Annotated in this window: 18 protein-coding genes; 15 read left to right on the top strand and 3 right to left on the bottom strand. The window is 31.1% G+C overall.

The annotated features are described in order from the left end of the window. Positions 1 to 27 precede the first annotated feature (27 nt). The 3 genes from ACREWB_RS21000 (at position 28) to ACREWB_RS20990 (ending at position 2,545) form a co-directional block, all read left to right on the top strand. Positions 28 to 294 (top strand): ATP cone domain-containing protein, encoded by a 267-nt coding sequence (locus ACREWB_RS21000; RefSeq protein ID WP_431549427.1) that lies wholly within the window; start codon positions 28 to 30, stop codon positions 292 to 294. Positions 295 to 368: 74 nt separating this feature from the next. Beyond that, positions 369 to 872: an NUDIX hydrolase gene (locus ACREWB_RS20995; protein ID WP_431549426.1), complete on the top strand. Its 504-nt coding sequence runs from the start codon at positions 369 to 371 to the stop codon at positions 870 to 872. A 101-nt stretch (positions 873 to 973) separates the two neighbouring features. Further along, on the top strand, positions 974 to 2,545 hold the full coding sequence (locus ACREWB_RS20990) for a P-loop NTPase family protein (protein ID WP_431549425.1): 1,572 nt from the start codon (positions 974 to 976) through the stop codon (positions 2,543 to 2,545). Between the two features lie 49 nt (positions 2,546 to 2,594). On the opposite strand, the gene ACREWB_RS20985 is transcribed toward ACREWB_RS20990, so the two are convergent. Continuing rightward, entirely contained in the window at positions 2,595 to 3,344 is a 750-nt protein-coding gene (locus tag ACREWB_RS20985) for a TSUP family transporter (RefSeq protein ID WP_431549424.1), read from the bottom strand. 226 nt (positions 3,345 to 3,570) lie between these two features. Between ACREWB_RS20985 and ACREWB_RS20980 the strand changes: the two genes are divergently transcribed. From ACREWB_RS20980 to recJ, 8 genes are all read left to right on the top strand, one after another. Beyond that, entirely contained in the window at positions 3,571 to 3,939 is a 369-nt protein-coding gene (locus ACREWB_RS20980) for an RDD family protein (RefSeq protein ID WP_431549423.1), read from the top strand. A gap of 16 nt (positions 3,940 to 3,955) precedes the next feature. Next, positions 3,956 to 5,311, top strand: coding sequence for a 23S rRNA (uracil(1939)-C(5))-methyltransferase RlmD (gene rlmD, locus ACREWB_RS20975; protein WP_431549422.1), 1,356 nt, complete (start codon positions 3,956 to 3,958; stop codon positions 5,309 to 5,311). A gap of 91 nt (positions 5,312 to 5,402) precedes the next feature. Next, complete coding sequence (locus tag ACREWB_RS20970) at positions 5,403 to 5,789, top strand: hypothetical protein (RefSeq protein WP_431549421.1); 387 nt, start codon at positions 5,403 to 5,405, stop codon at positions 5,787 to 5,789. A gap of 119 nt (positions 5,790 to 5,908) precedes the next feature. Continuing rightward, positions 5,909 to 6,961 carry a tRNA 2-selenouridine(34) synthase MnmH gene (gene mnmH, locus ACREWB_RS20965; protein WP_431549420.1) on the top strand — a complete coding sequence of 351 codons (1,053 nt, stop codon included), beginning with the start codon at positions 5,909 to 5,911 and terminating at the stop codon, positions 6,959 to 6,961. Then, the gene (locus ACREWB_RS20960; protein WP_431549419.1) at positions 6,945 to 8,900 is read left to right on the top strand and encodes a DNA gyrase/topoisomerase IV subunit B; all 1,956 of its coding nucleotides are present in this window, start codon (positions 6,945 to 6,947) and stop codon (positions 8,898 to 8,900) included. Before mnmH ends, ACREWB_RS20960 begins: the two co-directional genes overlap by 17 nt. A gap of 14 nt (positions 8,901 to 8,914) precedes the next feature. Beyond that, on the top strand, positions 8,915 to 11,836 hold the full coding sequence (locus ACREWB_RS20955; RefSeq protein WP_431549418.1) for a DNA topoisomerase IV subunit A: 2,922 nt from the start codon (positions 8,915 to 8,917) through the stop codon (positions 11,834 to 11,836). A 96-nt stretch (positions 11,837 to 11,932) separates the two neighbouring features. Continuing rightward, the gene (locus ACREWB_RS20950) at positions 11,933 to 13,189 is read left to right on the top strand and encodes a M16 family metallopeptidase (RefSeq protein WP_431549417.1); all 1,257 of its coding nucleotides are present in this window, start codon (positions 11,933 to 11,935) and stop codon (positions 13,187 to 13,189) included. A gap of 9 nt (positions 13,190 to 13,198) precedes the next feature. Beyond that, a complete protein-coding gene (gene recJ, locus ACREWB_RS20945; protein ID WP_431549416.1) occupies positions 13,199 to 14,968 on the top strand; it encodes a single-stranded-DNA-specific exonuclease RecJ in 1,770 nt (589 codons plus the stop codon). A gap of 57 nt (positions 14,969 to 15,025) precedes the next feature. Here recJ and ACREWB_RS20940 read toward each other — a convergent pair whose 3' ends face one another. After that, a complete protein-coding gene (locus ACREWB_RS20940; RefSeq protein ID WP_291642652.1) occupies positions 15,026 to 15,208 on the bottom strand; it encodes an alpha/beta-type small acid-soluble spore protein in 183 nt (60 codons plus the stop codon). Between the two features lie 242 nt (positions 15,209 to 15,450). Further along, on the bottom strand, positions 15,451 to 15,636 hold the full coding sequence (locus ACREWB_RS20935; RefSeq protein ID WP_431549415.1) for an alpha/beta-type small acid-soluble spore protein: 186 nt from the start codon (positions 15,634 to 15,636) through the stop codon (positions 15,451 to 15,453). A gap of 242 nt (positions 15,637 to 15,878) precedes the next feature. Here ACREWB_RS20935 and murG point away from each other — a divergent pair, with 242 nt between their 5' ends. The 4 genes from murG to nifJ all read left to right on the top strand — a co-directional run bounded on the left by murG (position 15,879) and on the right by nifJ (position 22,793). Next, the gene (gene murG / locus ACREWB_RS20930) at positions 15,879 to 16,952 is read left to right on the top strand and encodes an undecaprenyldiphospho-muramoylpentapeptide beta-N-acetylglucosaminyltransferase (RefSeq protein ID WP_431549414.1); all 1,074 of its coding nucleotides are present in this window, start codon (positions 15,879 to 15,881) and stop codon (positions 16,950 to 16,952) included. Between the two features lie 143 nt (positions 16,953 to 17,095). After that, entirely contained in the window at positions 17,096 to 18,490 is a 1,395-nt protein-coding gene (locus ACREWB_RS20925) for an MBL fold metallo-hydrolase RNA specificity domain-containing protein (RefSeq protein ID WP_431549413.1), read from the top strand. Between the two features lie 171 nt (positions 18,491 to 18,661). Further along, positions 18,662 to 19,087, top strand: a complete 426-nt coding sequence (locus ACREWB_RS20920; protein WP_431549455.1) for a flavodoxin — start codon at positions 18,662 to 18,664, stop codon at positions 19,085 to 19,087. A gap of 187 nt (positions 19,088 to 19,274) precedes the next feature. Further along, positions 19,275 to 22,793: a pyruvate:ferredoxin (flavodoxin) oxidoreductase gene (nifJ, locus tag ACREWB_RS20915; RefSeq protein WP_431549412.1), complete on the top strand. Its 3,519-nt coding sequence runs from the start codon at positions 19,275 to 19,277 to the stop codon at positions 22,791 to 22,793. The last annotated feature ends 140 nt before the right edge of the window (positions 22,794 to 22,933 follow it).

Below are 22,933 nucleotides of genomic sequence, written 5' to 3'. Positions count from 1 at the left end.
GAAATTTATATATAGGAGATGATAAATGTGAAAGTTATTAAGCAAGATGGAAGACTCCAAAGTTTTGATGTACAAAGAATAAAAACTAGCATATATAGAGCTTCTGATGATGCCAATGAACCATTAAATACATCAGATATTGAGAATTTAGCTAGGAGCATTGAAAGAGAAATAAAAGATCTTGATAAGGATACTATTCAATCTTATCTTATTCAAAGTATAGTGCTCAGTGTAATAGAAAAATCAGGTTTTCACAAGGTGGGTAAATATTATAATCGTGGGAAAGTAGAATAATTATAAAAAAGTAGATGAAATAAATCATCTGCTTTTTTATATTGTAATGTAGATTGTTTTAGGAGGAAATTATTATGGAATTGTGGGATATTTATGATGAAAATAGAGAGAAAACTGGAGGGACTCATAAAAGAGGTATGCCTATGGTGGAAGGCGACTATCATTTGGTGATTCATGTCTGGATTGTTAATGCGAGTGGAGAATATCTAATTCAAAAGAGACAGTCTTGGAAAAAGGGATGGCCTAATATGTGGGATGGGTCTGCTGCTGGGTGTGCAACACTAGGGGAGAGTAGTGTAGATGCAGTTATGCGTGAAACAAAGGAAGAATTGGGTATTGATTTAAATATTAGTAAAGGTGAAAATTTATTTTCAATTAAATTTTCTAGTGGCTTTGATGATGTATGGCTTGTACGTCAAAATGTAGATATAGGAGATTTAAAACTTCAGTATGAGGAAGTTGCTGACGCAAAATGGGTAAGTGAGACGGAAATTAAACAAATGGTATGCAATGGAGAGTTTATAGCATACGATTATCTTGATAAATTATTTGGGATGATAAATAATGAGTTGCTATAACACATAAAGTTTGGTTATAATATTAGATAGTAGGAATATTTCAAGAAACTTACATATATGTAGTTCGTTTTAATGTATAAGCTTTATATAACTTGAGGGAGGTGGATATATTGGAAAAAAGATTTAATACTACAGGTAATTGTGTTCCTAAAAAACATTTCATGGTAAATGTAGATGATAAATTAAAAGCTATAGAAAATATGGTAAATATGGGAGACTATTTTACTATAAATAGACCACGCCAATTTGGGAAAACTACAACTTTAGATATGTTGGAGAAAAAATTAGAAAAAAAGTTTTTGACTATATCTATAAGTTTAGAGGGCATTGGAGATGCAGTTTTCAAAGAAGAAAAAAGTTTTTCTAATATATTCTTAGAGCTTATGGAGAGGAGTTTAGAATTTCAAGATGAGAAGGAAGCTAAGAGATTAAAAGGATTATGTGGGGATATTTCAAATCTAAACGATGTTTCAAAAGTAATAACCCAATTCATTAAAGAGTCTACGAGAGAAGTTATATTGATAATTGATGAGGTTGATAAATCAAGTAATAATCAATTGTTTTTAAGTTTCCTTGGTACTTTAAGAAATAAGTATCTTCTTAGAAATAAAGAACGTGATTTTACCTTTTTATCTGTAATTTTAGCTGGAGTACATGATGTTAAAAATCTCAAAATAAGACTTAGAGATGAGGATGAAAAGAAGTTAAATAGCCCTTGGAATATAGCAGTTGATTTTGATGTCGATATGAGCTTTAATCGAGTTGAAATAGGTTCAATGCTTAAAGAATATGCAAATCATCATAAATTGAAACTGGATATAGAGGAATTATCAGATAGAATTTATTTTTTAACAGGTGGGTATCCATTTCTAGTAAGTAGGGTATGTAAAACTATAGATGAGAAGATTTACCCGGATAATAAAAGTCCTTGGAATATAAAGGACATTGATAAGGCTGTTAAATTAATAATAGGTGAAGTTAATACATTGTTTGAAAGTATAGTTAAAAATCTTGAAAATAATGAGGAATTATATCTTTTGGTAAAAAGAATCTTAATAAATAGTGAAATAATAATTTTTAATGCACTTGATCCCGTAATTAATATAGGAGTAATTTATGGTATTTTTAAAGAAGGAGTTAACGGAGTTGTTATAAGTAATAAAGTATTTGAGGAAGTAATTTATAATTATATAATATCAAAGTCGAGGACAACTCAGAAGGATATGAGTCAATATAATTTTAAAGATAAATTTATAACTGATCAAGGTGGATTAGATATTCAAAAGATACTATGCAAGTTTCAACAATTTATGAAGGAACAATATAGTCATGTAGATGCTGTATTCATAGAGAGAGAAGGTAGATTATTATTCCTTGCGTTTATTAAGCCTATAATTAATGGAGTAGGATTTGACTTTAAAGAAGTCCAGATTTCCGAAGAAAAAAGGTTAGATATAGTTATAACATACAATAGCTTTAAGTATATTATTGAACTTAAAATATGGAGAGGCGAAAAATATCATAAAGATGGTTTAAATCAGCTTAGTGATTACTTGGATATTCATAGTATGAATAAAGGTTTTTTAGTTATATTTAACTTTAATAAAAGCAAAGAGTATAAAAAAGAAAGCAATTTTGAAAATAATAAGGAGATATTTATAATTCATGTATAAAACTAAAAAAGTAGTTGGATATCATCCAACTACTTTTTTTATGTAATCTTTAAATCATGTCTAAAAGCATTTTAACGGCAATGGCTAAAGACATTGTTACAAATATAGGTTTAATAAGTTTTGAACCTTTATTTAATGCAACGGTTGTCCCCATTCTAGCCCCTATTATCATACATATTGCCACTGGGATTCCATATGTATAATTAATTTTTGCGTTTATAGCAAATAAAACTAGGGCTGTAACATTACTGGTGAAATTTAAAACTCGAGCATTAGCAGATGAAATTAAGAAATTGAATCCAAAAATATTTATAAATCCAAAAACTAAAAATGATCCAGTACCAGGTCCAAAAAAACCATCATAGAAGCCGAGACAAAGAGCAAGTATTATTCCGTATCCCACATTTTTTTTAGAAAGTCCTTGAAATTTATCCTCAAGCCCTAAGGATTTAGAAAAAAGAGTATAAATTCCAATAAACATGATAAGAATTAAAACCAAGGGACGTAAAAATTTAGGGTCTACATATAATACTGATCTAACACCTAACATAGCACCTATGAAAGTAAAGGGAATGAGAAATTTTAAAAGCTTAAAATTGGCTTTACCTGATCTTATAAATTTAAGAGAAGAGGTAAAAGAACCAGCAGTTGCACTAAATTTGTTGGTTCCAAGCACCATGCGAATAGGTAGTCCTGTAAGCATAAAGGCTGGTACGCTTATTAAGCCTCCACCACCTGCTATTGAGTCTACAAAAGCTGCTAAAAAACCAGCTATGCATAGAAAGATAATAGTTAACATAAAACACCTACCTAATTTTATTTAAGCTAAAATATGTACAATATTTCATAATCATTATAATTGATTATAGGCATAAATGTAAGGGTTATTAATGTCATATTTCTTAAAGATATACATATCCCCTTGATTTATATGAAATATATACGTATTATATATAGATGGGGTTAAAAAAACATAAGCTTTTTCCCTTGAAGGAAAGTAAAGCAAAATTATAGGAGGATTTAAAATGTTAGAACAAAATGAAGTAAATAAAGATAATAGTGAGGAATTAAACCATATAGAAAATGAAGTTGTAGAAAACAAAGAAGGTATATCTGAAAATATAAAGGTAGATAAATCGATAAAACCTAGGTTTATAGATACTTTAAAAGCTAGCCTTATAGATTTAATAGTTATAGGTGGAATATCAACGGCATTAGTATTTATCGCAGATTCCATTCTTAGATTAACAGGGTATTATTTAACTCAAAAATTCCAAATGTCATTTATAATATTTATGGTTGTAATGGTATTATATATGAGTATTATGGAAAGTGGAAAAGCGTCAACTACACTTGGTAAGAAATTATCAGGATTAACGATTATAAAAGGATAGGAGATTCTGAAATATTATGAAAAAAAGAAAAGAATATGAATTTTACATAGAAGATATAGAATTTCCAGCACAGGGCATAGCCTTTTATGAAGGTGAAAAAGTTTCAATTAAAAGTACACTACCAGGGCAAACAGTAATTGGTAGAGTATCAAAAAAGAAACAAGTAGGTGTAGAAGCTAAACTAATAAAAATACTCAAAGATGTAGACTATAAAATTGAGCCTAGATGTAGCATTACGGATTTATGTGGTGGATGTAGTCATCAATTTCTTTCTTACGAAAAACAATTAGAATTAAAAGAGAAACAGGTATTGAAATTGTTTGAGGAGGCAGAAATTAAAGATTTTGAGTTTTTAGGTGTTGAAAAAAGTCCTGAGATATTCGAGTACAGAAATAAGATGGAGTTTACTTTCGGTGATTTTCAAAAGGGTGGAGAACTTGCTCTAGGTATGCATACCAAAGGAAGAAGCTTTAGTATAGTTAATGTATCAGATTGTAAAATTGTAGATAATGATTTTAGAGAAATATTAAAACTAGTATTAGATTATTTTAGAGAACTTAAATTGCCACAATATAACGTAATGACGCGTAAGGGGTATTTAAGAAATTTAGTTGTACGAAAGGCTAAAAATACTGGTGAAATATTAGTTAATCTAGTAACTACAACTCAAATTGACCTTGACCTTACGCAGTTAACTAACATGCTTATAGCATTAAAATGTGATGGTAACATTACAGGAATAATACATATGTTTAATGACTCGTTGTCAGATATGGTTAAAGATGATAAAACTGAAATACTATACGGAAAAGATTATATTATTGAAGAATTATTAGATCTTAAATTTAAAATTAATCCCTTAGCTTTTTTTCAAACTAATACAAAGGGAGCAGAAAAGCTTTATAGTATTGTTAGGGACTTTCTTGGGGATTCAGAATCAAAAACAGTGTTTGATTTATATTGTGGAACGGGAACTATTGGACAAATTGTTGCACCTAAAGCAAAAAAAGTTTTGGGAATTGAATTAATAGAAGAAGCGGTGGCTGCTGCAAATGAAAATGCAAAAATTAATAACCTTAATAATTGTGAGTTTATAGCAGGTGATATTGCTAAGGTTATTCAAAATATAAAGTATAAACCGGATAGCATTATTTTAGATCCACCAAGAGTTGGAGTTCATCCTATAGCCTTAGATTATGTGATAAAATTTGATGCGCCTCATATAGTTTATGTTTCTTGCAACCCTAAAAGTTTAGTAGTCGATTTAAAGGAAATGATGAGTAGAGGATATAGTGTGCAAAAGATAGTACTTATGGACATGTTTCCTCATACTCCACACATAGAGACTATTGTGGATTTAGTAAAAATTTAAAAAAACATTTTCAGATTAAACCGAAACTTGTACCCTTTCTTATTTGAATTGCATATAAAGTAGTATAAATTCAAATAAAGGGGGTACGTTCATGGTAGAGATAATTATTCAATATGTATTAATACTTCTTTTAGTGATAGGCCTTGGATATTTAGTTTATTTGCTAAAGGATAATGATGTAAATATTGTGGATGACTATTATGGACTCAATTATGTAATACTTGGATCTTTAGACCAGGGAGAAGCTACAGCTGAAAATGTAAAAAAAGTCATTAGAGTAATTTCAAAAACAGTTCAATATGTAGAAACTAATTATAGTGATAAAGATAATAACTTTAAAGAAGAGAAAGCTATTCAACTTTCAAAGAATGCTACTAATTTATTGTGTTTTCAAAGTAACATAGATGACGAAAGCATAAAATATCTGGTGAGACTTGCTGTGGCATTATTGCCACCAACTAGTAACACAATTGGTTAAGGACTTAACAAAATTAGAGCGAATTACTGTATTAACCGGTAGGAGTTTTTAATTCTGCCGGTTAATGTTTTTATAAAAGATAACATTGAAAGTATGAGTTACACTAGGAGGCAAAATTAATGTTGAGAACTATAGAATATGGAGAAATTGAAGGAAATTATATATTAGTTGATGTAAGAAGTCCAGGTGAATTCATGGATGGAACTATAAATGGAGCAATAAATATCCCTTTATTTGATGATGAAGAGAGAAAAATTATTGGTACCGTGTATACAAAGGAAAGTGTTGAAAAGGCAAAAAGAATAGGTCTTGAAGTAGCTTCTACAAAATTACTCCATATTTATGATGAAATTAAAGAACTCCAGAAACAATATGATAAAATTATTTTATTTTGTGCTAGAGGAGGAATGAGAAGTGGTATACTTGGTTCGCTACTCAGCGCATTTGGGGTAAATACAGAGAGAATAAATGAGGGATATAAAGGATATAGAAGGTTTGTAGTTGAAAACCTACCAAAGGTTAACGAAAGTGTTCAATATATTGTTTTACATGGTAACACTGGTGTTGGAAAAACTGAAATTCTTAAACAGTTACAGCAAGATGGATTTCATATTTTAGACTTAGAAGGATATGCTAATCATAGAGGATCACTATTAGGAACAGTAGGGCTTGGTAAATCTACTAGTCAAAAACAATTTGAATCTAATATATTTCATATGTTACAAAAGGCTAAAGGCTCTTACGTATTTGTTGAAGCAGAAAGCAAACGAATAGGAAACGCTACAATACCTGATTTTATATTTCAGAAAATGAAAACGGGTATACATATTTTTGTACAAGCAGATATTGGGTTTAGAGTAGAGCTTATTGTTAATGAATATACAAAACTTGAAAATTGTAACGAGGAAATAATTGAATGTTTAAAAAGACTGGAAAAATATATTGGGGCAAAAAATATTGATAGGTATTCGGAGTTAGTTTTAAAATCAGAATACTATGAAGTGGTAAGTGAACTTATGATAAAGCATTATGACCCTATGTACACTCATGGTTCTAATAAATATGAATATGCATTAGAAGTTCAAGTAGTAGATATAAAAACTGCTACTGAAGAAATTAAAAGTTGGATAAAAACAATTTTACTGGAGGATTTTTATGAGTTTAGATGTTGAAGAAATGCAAACCTATGATGTAACTGACTTAACTTCTCTAGAAAAACTAGAGCCTGTAAGAATAAGACCTGGTATGTACATAGGAACTACAGGAAGCAAAGGATTACATCATTGTATATGGGAAATCTTGGACAATTCTATAGATGAAATAGCTAATGGCTATGGTGATAGAGCAGAGCTAATTTTAAATAAAGATAAAAGTGTTACTATTGTAGATAATGGTCGTGGTATTCCTACGGGAATGCATCCTATAAAAAATAAATCTGGTGTAGAGATGGTGTTTACTGAGCTGCACACTGGTGGAAAATTTAATAATAAAAATTATAAAACTTCTGGAGGGCTTCATGGTGTTGGAGCCGCAGTTGTAAACGCATTATCAGAATGGTTAGTAGTTGAAATAAGACAAAAGGGGAAAGTTTTTACTCAAAGATTTGAATATGCTTACGATAAGAATCTAAAAAGACTTATGCCAGGTACTCCGATAAATAAGCTTGAAATCACAGGGGAAACAAAAAAAACTGGTAGTAAGGTTACTTTTATGCCTGATAAAAATGTATTTACTACTTTAGAGTTTAAAACAGATGTCATTGATGAAAGATTACAAGAATTAGCCTTCCAAAACAAGGGAATTACCTTAGTGTTTATAGACAAGCGTAAGGAAGAAAAAACAGAAAAGGAATATCATTCTGAGAGAGGTCTATTAGATTTTATTGATTATCTAAATGAAAGCAAAACGCTCCTACATAAGGAGGCTATATTCTTTCAAGGTGAAAAAGAAATAAATGAAATGCAATTATATGGAGAGATATGTATGCAATTTACAGATTCTACTACAGAATACATTGCAAGTTATGTTAACAATATACCAACTACAGAATCAGGAACTCATGAAACAGGGTTTAAAACAGGGATGACAAGAGCTTTTAAAGAAGGAGCCAAAAAGCTTAACCTTTTAAAAGATAAGGATAAGGAATTTGAAGGTGATGATTTAAGAGAAGGAATGACGGCAATTGTTAGAATTAAAATAAGTAACCCAATGTTTGAAGGTCAGACTAAAAGCAAACTTGGTAATAATGAAGCTTATAGTATGATGAATGAACTGTGTTATGTTAAAATTTCAGAATGGATAGAAGACAATAAAGAAATAGCTACTAACATAATAAATAATGCAGTGTCAGCTGCAACAAGACGGGATAAAATAAAAAAAATTAATGACGCTGAAAGAAAAAAAGTAGGTAAGGGAGCATCTCCTCTTGCAGGTAAGATTGCAGTATGTACACTAAAAGATTCAGGAGTTACAGAATTTATAGTGGTGGAAGGTGACTCAGCTGGTGGAAGTGCAAAGCAAGCTAGGGATAGAAGATTTCAAGCTATAATGCCTTCGAAAGGTAAAATTATGAATACTGAAAAACAGAAGCTAGAAAACGTACTAGCTAGTGAAGAACTTAAAATATTCAATACTGCTATTGGAACTGGTGTTTTGGGCAATTATAATGAAAAAGACTTAAAATACGATAAGATCATTATTTTAAGTGATGCTGATGTTGATGGATATCACATTAGAACACTATGGATGACTTTTATTTATAGATATATGAGACCCTTAATTGCAAATGGTCATCTTTATATGGGTATGCCTCCACTTTATAAAGTTTATAAAAATGGAAAAAATGGTGAAGTTGCCAAATATGCATATAGTGATGAAGAATTAGTTAAGACGAAAAAAGAAATCGGTAAGGGTTACCTTATTCAAAGATACAAAGGTCTTGGGGAAATGAACCCAGATCAACTTTGGGAAACTACATTAAATCCTACTACTAGGACACTTCAACAGGTGACTATAGAAGATGCAGCTAAGGCAGAAAAAATGGTTTCACTTTTGATGGGGGATGTTGTTGCACCTAGAAAAAATTACATGTACAAATACGCTGAATTTTAGGAGGAATTTATTAAATGGCAAAAAAAATTGATATACCTAAAGATAATAATATAATAATGACTCCAATTGAAGAAGCAATGCCAGATAACTATCTTCCTTATGCCGTGGAAGTTGCTAGAGAAAGGGCCCTTCCAGATGTACGAGATGGTTTAAAACCAGTGCATAGAAGAATTCTTTATGGAGCGTATATGCTAAAGGCATTTCCGGATAAACCCTACTTTAAATCAGCAAGAATTGTTGGAGATATACTTGGTAAATATCATCCACATGGAGACAGTTCTGTTTATGGGGCTATGGTAATCCTTGCTCAAAGTTTTTCTACAAGAAAACCATTAATAGATGGTCATGGAAACTGGGGAAGTCAAGATGGGGATAATGCAGCTGCTATGCGTTATACAGAAGCAAGGCTTTCTCTTATTGCGCTTGAAATGATAAGGGATATTGATAAAGGTGTTGTGGATATGGTAGATAATTATTCTGACACAGAGAAAGAACCAGCTGTACTTCCAGCAAGATATCCTAATTTACTTGTAAATGGAACTTTTGGAATAGCGGTAGGAATAGCTACAAACATACCCCCTCATAATTTAGGAGAGGTAATTGATGGAGTACTAGCTTATGCTGATAATGAGGAAATTACCACAAAAGAATTAATGAAGTATATCAAAGGACCAGATTTGCCAACAGGTGGAATCTTAATTGGCAAGAATGCTATGCGATCTGCTTATGAAACTGGAGAAGGTAAGGTAACACTACGTTCTAAGGTTAACATTGAAATGCTAGAAACTGGACGTCTTGGCATAGTTATCACAGAGTTCCCGTACAGGAAAAACAAGGCGAAATTACTAGGATCTATTTCTGAGATGACAGCAGATAAAAAGCATTCAAAAGCATTAGAATCCATTATAGATATTAGGGATGAATCTGATAGAAGTGGACTTAGATCAGTAATTGAATTTAAAAAGTCTACAAGCAAGGACACTGCAGCTATGGTACTTAGATACTTATTAAAGAAAACAGAACTTCAATGTACTGTACCTTTTAATATGGTAGCCCTGGCCAATGGAAAACCTGAAACTATGGGACTTAAAACTATATTAATGCATTATTTAAATCATCAAAAGGATGTTGTTACTAGAAGAACTCAAAGTCAATTAGAAGTTGCAGAAAAGAGATTTCATATCGTAGAAGGATTTATTAAGGCTATAGATGTGATGGATCAAATTATTGCCACTATTAGAAGCTCAAAATCTAAAAAGGATGCTGGTGCAAATATTGAAGCACAGTTTGGTTTCACAGCTATTCAAACGGAAGCTATACTCGAACTTATGCTATATAAGCTTACGGGTCTTGAATTAAAAATATTTCTAAAAGAGTATAAAAAATTAGAAATATTAATTAAGGGATATAAGAAAATTCTTGAAAATAAAAATGAACTTTTGAAAGTGATAAAAACGGAAATTATAGAAATTAAAGAAAAATATAATGACCCAAGGCGTTCTGAAATTATTGAAGATGATAACGAAGCTAAAATAGACCTAGATGAGTTAATCGTGGTAGAGGATGTTATGATAACCCTATCCAATGACGGATATATAAAGAGAGTACCTATGAAATCTTATAATAGGTCTAACACTAATATAGAAGATATTGAGTATAGAGAGGGAGATTTTAATACACACTTAATTGATACAAACACTAAAGATACTTTAATGATATTTACTGAGGTAGGAAATATGTATAAGTTAAAAGGAGATATAGTTCCAGAATATAAGTGGAAAGAAAAAGGTGAAAGACTTGATACTCTTATCAAAGGGATAGATCTTACAGGAGAAAAGATTGTTGCTTGTTTTTCAGTGGGGAATTTATCTGCACATAATGAATTTATGTTTTTTACTAGCAAAGGGAATATAAAGAAAACTGATTTAGATAAATTTGTTACTAGTTATACTAAATTAACAGCTTTGAGATTAAGAGAAAATGAAACACTTCTAAGTGTTTGGCTAATAGGCAAGGGAAAGCAAGAGAAGTTTATAAAGGTAGTAACTCAGGAAGGTTTGGATTTTTCTGTAGAAAGGCCAGAGCTTGAAGCTATTGATAGGAATACAATGGGCACTCAGTTATTCCATCTAACCTCAAGGGATCAAGTTGTCCAAATAGAACTTACAGAGGTTTCGGACTATAAGGAATTTAATATTAGTATAAATGGAAAAGGTGCAATTAAAATATCTAATAGAAGGAGTAATGCTCCCTTAAGTACTTATACTAAATCCTCTTCTACATTACTTATATTCACTGAAAAGGGCATAGTTCATAAATTACCTAGCTATACCATTCAGAATACCTTAAAAAAGAGTATACTTATTAATACACTATTAGATGATTTTAACCTTGACGATAAAATAGTAGATATTGTTTCCGTTGACGATTTTAACGTAGAAGCTAGCATATATTTCTTTACTAAAAGAGGGTTTACAAAACGAACTAAGCTTAGTGAACTTCAGGGAGACTTTTTGTCAACACCTGTTTATAAGCTTAAAACAGAGGAAGATAAAATAACTTCTGTAAAAATTAACATTGATACTGTAGAGAAAGACGTATTGTTAGTAACGAAAAAGGCAATGTGCATAAGATTTAATGTGAATAATATTAATTATATGGGAAAAGTTGCCTCTGGGGTAACGGGAATAAGTTTAAAAGATGATGATGAAGTTATTTTTGTGGATTTGGTAGTTGCAGTAACGAAAAACACAGAATCTAGTAGTGAAGTAGTTGCTACATTAGACCAGGGATTATCACTAACAGTTAGTTCCTTTAAAGGTGAAAAAAAGATTATAAGACTCGATGATATAAACGTTCAAAATAGAGCTGGTAGAGGTAAGAACTTGACCAATGCATTAGTAGACGATTACGTAGAGGTTGTTATTTTAGAATAGAAATAAAAAAAGACATGCAATGTGAGTTTATATAAAACTAATCTTAGCATGCCTTTTTTATATTTTAAAAAAATAAAAATTAATGAAGGTGTTTATATGGAAAAAATAATACTTAAAAATGGAATAAAATTATTATATAAGAGTGCAGAAAATAATTTAACATCTTTTACAATAGGATTTAATGCTGGTGCAAATAGTGAAAAAAAAGAACAACTGGGAATTGCACATATGGTAGAGCATATGGTTTTTAAGGGAACAGCTTCCCTTACAGAATACCAAATAAATAAATTATGTGATGAAACCTTTGGATTTTGTAATGCAATGACTAATTATCCTTATGTAGTTTATTATGGAACTACCCTAGATGAGGATTTTGAAAAGGGTTTTGAAATTTACTCTGATATTCTTATAAATCCAACTTTTCCACTAAATGGATTCAAAGAAGAAGTTGGAGTGATAATTGAAGAACTAAAAGACTGGAAGGATGACTTAAACCAGTGCTGTGAAGATTCCATGTACTATAATTGTTTTAGAAATAGAAGACTAAAAAATCTAATTATTGGAACAGAGGAAAGCATTCATTCCATCACTATAGAGCAAATTATAGATTTTTACCACAAGCATTACACCGCGGATAATTGTGTAGTAAGCGTAGTATCTTCTATGAGTCTTACTAAAGTTTCAGAAATAGTAGAGAAGCATCTTTATAATTTTAATCCAAACCACTCTAGTGAAAACTGTATATTGGATGAGAATGAGGAGTACGTATACGAAAACAATAATCCTGGCACCTACTTTGAATATAAAGATGGTATTCAAGGGGCGAAAATTCAATATTGTTTCTCAATACAAAATTTAAATTCTAGAGAAATTAGTGCGCTAAAGTTATTTAATTTAGTGTTCGGAGAAGGTACAAGTAGCATATTGTATCATGAAATTAGAACTAAGAGAGGTCTTGTCTATGATATTGGTAGTAAAATTAAAAATGAAACAGGGATAAAACTCTTTATAATTTCCCTTGGAACTTCCTATGAAAATGTCCATAATACTATTAAAATCATTAATGATGAAATAGAGAAAGTTAAAAAACTTAGAAATTATTTTGATGAGCAGTGTATTTTAAAGCTATGCAAAAGTTACAAATTAAAAAGAATGCTAGCAATAGAGAAATCAATTCAGACTAGCATGAATTTATGTGTACACGAAATCATGTATGCAAATGGACTGAAAATATTTTCTAAAATTCAAGGTATGCAAAGTATAAGTGAAAGTGAAATAATGGCAGTAGTAAATAGTGTTTTAGTGAATCCTACTATACAAGTACTAATGCCAAATTTAAATAATGATAAATAGGAGATAAATATGGAGAAAAAGTGGTTACTAAGAAATACCTCGAAGGATATTAGTTTACTTGCAAAAAACTCTGGGGTAAGTGAAGTTATTGCTAAGATTTTAATCAATAGAGGATTAAATAATGAAATAGAAATAAAAAAATTTATGCGGGCCAGTGTAGAGGATTTGTATGATCCATTTTTAATGAAAGATATGGAAAAAGCCATAGATTTAATAGTAGTATTTATGAAAAATAGTGAAAAAATAGTTGTATATGGAGATTATGATGCGGATGGAGTTACTAGTACTGTCATACTGTACAAGGCACTAAAATACTGCGGTGCACTGGTAGATTACTATGTTCCAGATAGAGAAAATGAAGGATATGGGATAAATAGTGATAGAATAAGAAAACTAAAGCAAAAGGGAGTTTCGCTAATTTTAACTTGTGACAATGGAATAGCTGCTATTGAACAGGTTAAACTAGCAAAAGAACTAGGAATGACGGTTATAGTCACTGATCACCATGAGTTAGCATTTGACGAAGATGATAAGGGTGTAAGAACTTTTAAAATTCCACTGGCAGATGCGGTTATAAATCCAAAACAAGTAGAATGCAATTATCCATTTAAAAATTTATGTGGTGCAGGTATAGCTTTTAAATTTGTACAAGCATTATATATAAAACTTGGGATTGATTGTGAAAAGATACAAGAATTTATGGAGATAGCAGGGATAGGAACTATATGCGACGTAGTAGATTTGGTTTCAGAGAATAGAATAATTGCTAAAAACGCTTTAAAAATGTTAACAAATACAAAAAATCTTGGACTTAAATGTCTAAAGGAAATTTTGTGCATTGAAGGCAAGCAGATGAAATCTTACCATGTTGGGTTTCAAATAGGACCATGCATAAATGCTACAGGAAGGTTAGACACAGCAGCACTTTCCGTGGAGTTACTCCTATGTGAAGAGGAAACTAGAGCAAGGGACCTAGCTAAGGTATTATTTGAACTTAACAAAACAAGACAAGAGATGACAACAGATAATGTAGAGGAGGTAATAAATCTCATAGAAAATTCTACTTTTAAAAGTGATAAAGTACTAGTAATTTATAAAGATACTATTCATGAGAGCATAGCTGGAATTGTAGCAGGGCGTGTTAGGGAAGCTTTTCATGTTCCCACTATAATACTCACTAAGGGAAAAGATAACCCAAAAGGCTCTGCAAGGTCTATCGAAGAATACAATTTATTTGAGGAACTAATAAAATGTGAAGAACTTATGGAGAAATTTGGTGGTCATCCCATGGCTGCCGGGCTATCTATAAAAGAAGAAAATATAGATAGGTTAAGGGAAAAGTTAAATCGCATTTGCACATTAACAGATGAGGATATAATTCCAAAGGTAAGGATAGATAAGCGGATGCCGTTAAACAAAATAAATTACAAAATAATTGAAGAATTAGAAATCCTAGAACCTTTTGGTAAAGGTAATCCAGCGCCACTGCTTGCTGAAAAGAATATTTCTGTTTTAAAGATAGATATACTAGGTAAAAAAGCTAATACATTAAAAATAAAATTCATAATGCCAGGAGAAAATAAAACAATAGATGGAATATGTTTTAATAGAGTTGATGAATTTATAGAAATGCTAAGTGATACCTATGGACAAGATCATATGAACTATCTTAAAAACCCTAGGGGTATGAAACTAGATCTAATTTATTCACCTCAAATTAATGAATATAATGGACGCACATCTATTCAATTAAAAATTATAGAATTTAAGATACATTAAAGTATTAAAGACACATAGACATTGCGCCTATGTGTCTTTGTTATATCTTTTTAAAAATTATAAATTACTTTCGTATTGTTGTACCATTTTCTTAACCATTTCTCCGCCAACAGAACCACATTCCCTTGAAGTTAAATCACCATTATAATCTGTGAAATTAACACCTAATTCTTTTGCAGTTTCCATTTTAAATGAATTTAATCCAGCTTTAGCTTGAGGTACTAATTTTCTGTTTGACATTGTTAATCACTCCTTTTAAATTATATTTTGTTTGTGTTATGATAGTATTCTGTGCAGAAATTCAAAATATATAACAGAATATTTAAGGGAAATAAGGCAAGTACAATATATTAAATTAATTGTATCCAATATATCAATAAATTATTTTAATTGCAAAAAAGTAACATACTTTAAAAAATTAATTATATAAAGTCAAGAGGTATATGACTAGCATATACCTCTTGACTAATTTTAAATTTTAATTATAAATTTTTCTCATATTGTTCTACCATTTTTTTAACCATTTGTCCGCCAACGGAACCGTTTTGTCTAGAAGTAAGATCTCCATTGTATCCATTCTTCAAACTAACGCCAACTTCCTTAGCAGCTTCCATTTTAAATTTGTTTAGTCCTTCTCTTGCTTCTGGTACTAATGTTCTGTTTGCCATTTGTAATTCCTCCTTTTTTTTTGTGGGATTATTTTATAATAGTAGTTTATCCGTATATCTTATTTTTATTATAGTGAGTTGAAGGATAGATTTGAATATTATATACACTTTAGTAAATTATGGACAACTATAATTTTAGTGTTCACTAGTTTTTTAATATATACTGGAACTTTTCATCCAACTTGGTATATAATAATGTAGAATATACTGATTAAAACATGTTTTTCAGAAGGAGTGTTAAAGTGGTAAAACATAAAATAATAATGACTGGTGGCGGATCTGCGGGACATGTAACACCAAATCTTGCACTTATACCAAAACTTAAAAGTCTAGATTATGAAATTGAATATATAGGTACAAAGGATGGTATTGAAAGAAAAATAATAGAGGGAGAAAATATAAAATATTATGCTATATCTAGCGGAAAGCTTCGTAGATATTTTGATTTTAAAAATTTTGCTGACCCTTTTAAAGTGATCTTGGGTATTTTTGAGGCTAAAAAAATTATAAAAATGCAAAAACCAGACATTGTATTTTCTAAAGGTGGTTTCGTTTCTGTACCTGTAGTGATTGCAGCATACCTAAATAAAGTGCCAGTAATTGCACATGAATGTGATATTACACCAGGACTTGCTAATAAGCTAGTAGCTCCTTATTGTACTAAATTATGTGTAACTTTTCCAGAGTCCTTAAAAGAAATAAAAAATAATAAAGGTGTATTAACTGGAAATCCTATACGAGCCGAATTATTTCAGGGAAGCAAGATAAAAGGTAAAGAAATATGTGGTTTTAAAAATAATAAGCCAATACTTATGGTTATTGGTGGGAGCTTAGGCTCTAAAATTATAAATGACGCAATACGATCAAAACTTGAAAAATTGTTAGTACTCTATAATGTTGTTCATATTTGTGGCAATGGCAATATTGACACATCACTTGAAAATAAAAATGGTTATGTGCAGTATGAGTATGTAAAAGATGAATTACCTCATTTACTTATTAGCTCAGATTTTGTTGTGTCAAGGGCAGGAGCCAATGCTATTTTTGAACTTTTGGCAATGAGGAAGCCTAATTTATTAATTCCTTTATCCGGTAAATCGAGCAGAGGAGATCAAATACTTAATGCAGAGTCTTTTCAAAAAAGCGGTTATAGTATGGTAATCCAAGAGGAAGAGCTCACCTGTGAATATTTAGAAATAAAAATTAATGAACTCTATAATGATAGATATAAATATATTAAAAACATGAGTTCTAGTAATACAGAAAAAAGTATTGACTTAATAGTTGAGTTAATAGAAAAATATAGAAAAAGATGAGGAATGTATAAATTCTTCATCTTTTTATTCTGTTCTAATTAGCTAGTAATTATTAAAAAAATATTTTGTATATAAAAAAAACGAAAGTGGTGAAGACTGTAATTATAAGGATATAATAATAATTTAAATTAAAGGAGGAGAAAATGGAACTTGAATTTTTTGGTGCCGCGCAGTGTGTTACAGGTTCATGTCATATTCTAAGGTTACGAGACAAAACTATTCTACTGGATTGTGGGTTATACCAAGGAAAAGATGGAGACCAAGGTAAAAATGAAGGTTTTGGGTTTGATCCAAAGGATATAGATTTAGTGATATTGTCCCATGCTCACATAGATCATAGTGGTAGAATTCCACTATTATATAAGAATGGATTTGGTGGTGAAATAATTTGTAGCAAAGCTACATTGGAGTTATGTAGTGTTATGCTACCCGATAGTGGACATATTCAAGAGATGGAAGTTCAGTGGGAAAATAAGAAACTTGAAAAGAAAGGCCTACTGCTGAAAGAACCATTGTATACTTCAAAAATAGCAGAAGAATGTATAAAACTTTTTAAAGGTTATAATTATAATGAGGAAATAAAGCCCTTTTGCGGGTTGTCAATTGTTTTAAAGGACGCAGGTCATTTACTTGGGTCAGCTATTACCGAACTAGAAATAAAAGAAGAAAATGAAAAACCAGTAAAACTTGTTTATAGTGGTGATTTAGGAAATTTAAATATACCACTAATAAATGATCCTACAATTATAGATAGTGCAGACTATGTAATTATGGAGACTACTTATGGTGATAAGGTACATAGTAAATTAGAAGATGTATTAAAAGAGTTAGCTAATATAATAAAAGAAACTTTTGATAGAGGTGGAAATGTTATAATCCCATCTTTTGCAGTGGGAAGAACGCAAGAAGTACTATATGCGCTTAATATGTATGTTGAAGAAGATATTATTAAAAACTGTAGTGTTTATGTGGATAGCCCTCTTGCAGAAAAAGCAACGAGAATTTTTGAAAGTAATACAGAATATTTCGATGCTGATGCAAAGGAGTATCAAAAACATGATAGTAATGTACTGAAGTTTAAAGGACTTACTTTTACGCACTCAGCGGAGGAGTCTATGAAGCTGAATGATATAGAAACGGGAATGATTATCATATCAAGCAGTGGAATGTGTGATGCAGGCAGAATAAAACATCATTTAAAGCATAATTTGTGGAAAAGTGAAAATTCACTGGTATTTGTAGGATATCAAGCAGAGGGTACCTTAGGTAGAAGGATTTTAGATGGAAATAAGACGGTTAAAATTTTCGGGGAAGATATTTCAGTGGCAGCAAAAATATATAATTTGCAAGGGCTTTCTGGTCATGCAGATAGAAATGGCTTGTTTAACTTTCTAGAAAATATTGTGATAAAACCTAAAAAGGTTTTCCTGGTACACGGGGATGCAGATTCTCAAAAGTGTTTTAAGGAACTTTTGGATTTGAAGAAATACGATTCTGTAATAGTTAAGAGTAATGAAAAGTATAATTTGAATCAATAAATACATTTAAAAGAAGAATTTAGAAGAATTTAGTTATTTTATACATTATGATGAAAATCTTAGCCCATATTGGAATATTTACAACAAATAAACTTGAATGTTTTTATTTTTGATGTATAATTAAAGGGTATTAAAAACTATCTACTAATATAAATTCGTGAGGTGATTGTAATTAAAAAATTGGCAATAATTTATTGGAGCAATGGTGGAAATGTTGAAGTTTTGGCAAATCATGTAGCTAAAGGAGCAAAAGAAGCAGGTGCACAGGTACTAATTAAACTAGTTAGTGAAGCTACTGTGGAAGATGTAACTTCAGCAGATGCGGTTGCCTTTGGAAGCCCATCAATGGATAACAATAGGATTGAGCAACATGAAATGCAACCTTATATTGAAAAATTCAAATTAATTCCAGTCCAAAATAAAGTTACAGGATTATTTGGATCTTATGGTTGGGATGACGGAGAATTTATGAACAAATGGATAAGTTTAATGAAAGATTACCAATTTAATGTTGTTCAAAGTTTAACTGTTAACGAAGCACCTACTAATGAGCAATTAGTACTAGCAGAAGAAATGGGAAAAAGTTTGGTAAAATAGCATTTAATTATATAAATTCTTGTGACTATGTAAAGAAAAGATAATTTGTGAGCAAATTATCTTGTACATAAGGTTATTTCAATTTGGATAAAAGCTCTTTATATGGTCAAACTAAAAACTAAGCGTAAAAATGTCTCAATTAAGCTTTTATCTGAGCAATACTATTTAATGAAAGAAGGTATATTAAATGAGAAAAATGAAAACTATGGATGGTAATACAGCAGCAGCACACGTTGCCTATGCATTTACTGATGTGGCAGCAATTTATCCTATAACACCATCTTCAAACATGCCTGAATATTGTGATGAATTGGCAGCAAAAGGTACAAAAAATGTATTTGGTCAAGTACTTAAAATTGTGGAGATGCAATCAGAAGCTGGAGCAGCAGGAACAGTTCACGGTTCGCTTCAAGCAGGAGCACTAACTACTACATTTACTTCTTCTCAAGGATTACTACTAATGATTCCTAATATGTATAAAATAGCAGGAGAACTTCTACCAGGAGTATTCCATGTAGCTGCTAGATCACTTGCTACTCATGCTCTTAATATTTTTGGGGATCATCAAGATGTAATGGCTACTAGACAAACAGGATGTGCAATACTTGCATCAGGTTCAGTACAGGAAGTTATGGACTTATCCCCAGTTGCTCATTTATCAGCAATTGAAGGTAAAATTCCTTTTGTAAGTTTCTTTGATGGATTTAGAACTTCTCATGAAATACAAAAAATTCAAATATGGGATTACGAAACATTAGGAAGTCTTATAAATAAAGACTCAGTAGAAGCATTTAGAAATAATGCGATGAACCCAGAGCACCCTGTAACTCGTGGAACAGCACAAAACCCAGATATTTATTTCCAAGGAAGAGAAGCAGCAAACAGATACTATGATGCTCTTCCAGAAAAAGTTGAAAATTACATGGGAAAAATTAATTCATTAATCGGAACTGACTACCATTTATTTAATTACTATGGTGCACCTGATGCAGATAGGATGATAATAGCAATGGGATCAGCTTGTGATACAATTGAAGAAACTATAGATTACTTAATGGCAAAAGGAGAAAAGGTTGGAGTACTTAAAGTACATCTTTACAGACCATTCTCATTAGACCACTTCTTCAAATACATACCATCTACAGTTAAAAAAATATCTGTACTTGACAGAACTAAAGAACCAGGATCTATTGGAGAACCATTATTCCAAGATGTAAGAAATGCTTATTTTGATAAAGCAATTAGACCAATTATAGTTGGTGGAAGATATGGACTCGGTTCAAAAGATACTACTCCAGCTCACATTGTTGCTGTATATGATTCATTAAAAGCAGATTCACCTAAAACAGGATTCACTGTAGGTATAGTAGATGACGTTACTAACACATCACTTTCTATTGGAGAAACTGTAACAACAACTCCAGAGGGCACTAAAGAATGTAAATTCTGGGGACTTGGATCAGATGGTACTGTTGGAGCTAACAAGAGTGCTATAAAAATAATAGGAGATCATACAGATATGTTTGCTCAAGCATACTTTGCATATGATTCTAAAAAATCTGGTGGAATAACTGTTTCTCACTTAAGATTCGGTAAGAAAGCTATAAAATCACCATACTTAATTACAGCTGCAAACTATGTTGCTTGCGGTAACCAGTCTTATGTAAATAAATATGATGTTCTAAAAGGAATTAAAGATAATGGAACATTCTTATTAAACTGCATATGGAATATGGAAGAGTTAGAGAAATATTTACCAGCGACAATGAAGAGATATATTGCAAATCACAATATTAACTTCAACATAATTGACGCAGTTGGTATAGCTCAATCCATAGGTCTTGGTGGAAGAACAAACATGATAATGCAATCAGCGTTCTTTAAACTAGCTGACATTATACCAGCAGAAGATGCAGTTAAGTATCTTAAGCAAGCAGTTGTTACATCTTACGGTAAAAAGGGTGAAAAAGTCGTTAATATGAACAATGCTGCAATAGACAGAGGAATTGAATCAGTTGTTAAGATAAATGTACCAGAAAGCTGGAAAAATGCTAAAGATACAACTGAAACTTCAAATAAAGTTAGACCAGATTTCATTAAGAATATTGCTGATGTAATGAACAGACAAGAAGGAGATTCACTTCCTGTTTCAGCATTTGTTGGAATAGAAGATGGAAGTATAGTACCAGGAACAGCTGCATTCGAGAAGAGAGGTATTGCTGTTAATGTACCAGAGTGGCAGGTAGATAAATGTATACAATGTAATCAATGTGCATATGTATGCCCACATGCTGTAATAAGACCATTCTTAGCAACTGATGAAGAAATTAAGAATGCTCCAGCTAGTTATGAAAGTAAAAAAGCTGCTGGTGGAAAGAAATTTGAAGGTCTTAATTTCACTATTGGTATTAGTTTAGAAGATTGTACTGGTTGTGGTAATTGTGCAGAAGTATGTCCAGCAAAAGAAAAAGCATTAATTATGAAACCAATTGCAACTCAAGAATCAAAAATAGAAAATTGGGAATTTGAACTATCATTAACTAAAAAAGAAAACCCAATGGGAACAGCAACTGTTAAAGGAAGCCAATTTGAACAACCATTGATGGAATTCAGCGGAGCTTGTGCTGGATGTGGAGAAACACCATATGCTAGACTTATTACTCAATTATTTGGTGATAGAATGCTTATAGCTAATGCTACAGGATGTTCATCAATTTGGGGAGGAAGTTCACCAGCTTCACCATATACAGTTAATGAATGTGGTAAAGGACCTGCTTGGGCCAATTCATTATTTGAAGATAATGCTGAATTTGGACTTGGAATGTACCTTGCAACTATGCAATTAAGAGATAAGGTTGAAATGTTAGCTGTTGAAGCATTAACATCAAACACAAGCAAAGAATTAAAAGCAGCACTTAATGAATGGATAGAAAACAAAGATGATTCAGAGGGTTCAAAAACTGCAACATCTAAATTATTACCACTATTAACTGCTGAAAAAGATAGTAGTGAAGCACTAAAAGAAATGTTTAGTATAAAAGATCATTTAATCAAGAAGTCTCAATGGATATTTGGTGGAGACGGTTGGGCTTATGATATTGGATACGGCGGAGTTGACCATGTACTTGCATCTGGCGAAGATGTAAATATATTTGTAATGGATACAGAAGTGTATTCAAATACTGGAGGTCAAGCTTCAAAATCTACTCCAACAGCTGCTATAGCTAAATTTGCTGCAACTGGAAAGAGAACTAAGAAAAAAGATTTAGGTATGATGGCAATGAGCTATGGTTATGTTTATGTTGCTCAAATAGCAATGGGTGCTGATAAAAATCAAACACTAAAAGCTATAAAAGAAGCAGAAGCATATAAAGGACCATCACTTATAATTGCTTATGCACCATGTATCAATCATGGCCTCAAAGTTGGAATGGGTTGTACACAACTTGAAACTAAGAGAGCTGTTGAATCAGGATACTGGGGTATGTTTAGATTTAATCCAGAACTCAAAGAAGCAGGAAAGAATCCATTTATATTAGATTCTAAAGAGCCAACTACATCATTTAGAGAATACTTAATGGGTGAAGTAAGATACTCATCACTTGCAAAAGTATATCCAGAAATAGCAGAAGAATTATTTATTAAAACAGAAAAAGAAGCTATGGAAAGATTAGAAGGTTACAAAAAACTTGCTAACCAAAAATAATTTTTAGAATTATGAATTCAAAGGAGGATAGATTAAATTCTATCTTCTTTTGAATTTTAGATTATATTAAAAACTTAACAATAATTTAATAAAAATAATTCAAAAAACCCTTTTAAAATAGTATAATTAAGGGTAAAATT

The organism is Clostridium sp. (genome assembly GCF_050717635.1).
Classification (GTDB): Bacteria; Bacillota; Clostridia; order Clostridiales; family Clostridiaceae; genus Clostridium_AD.
This window is presented reverse-complemented; position numbering and strand designations above follow the sequence as displayed.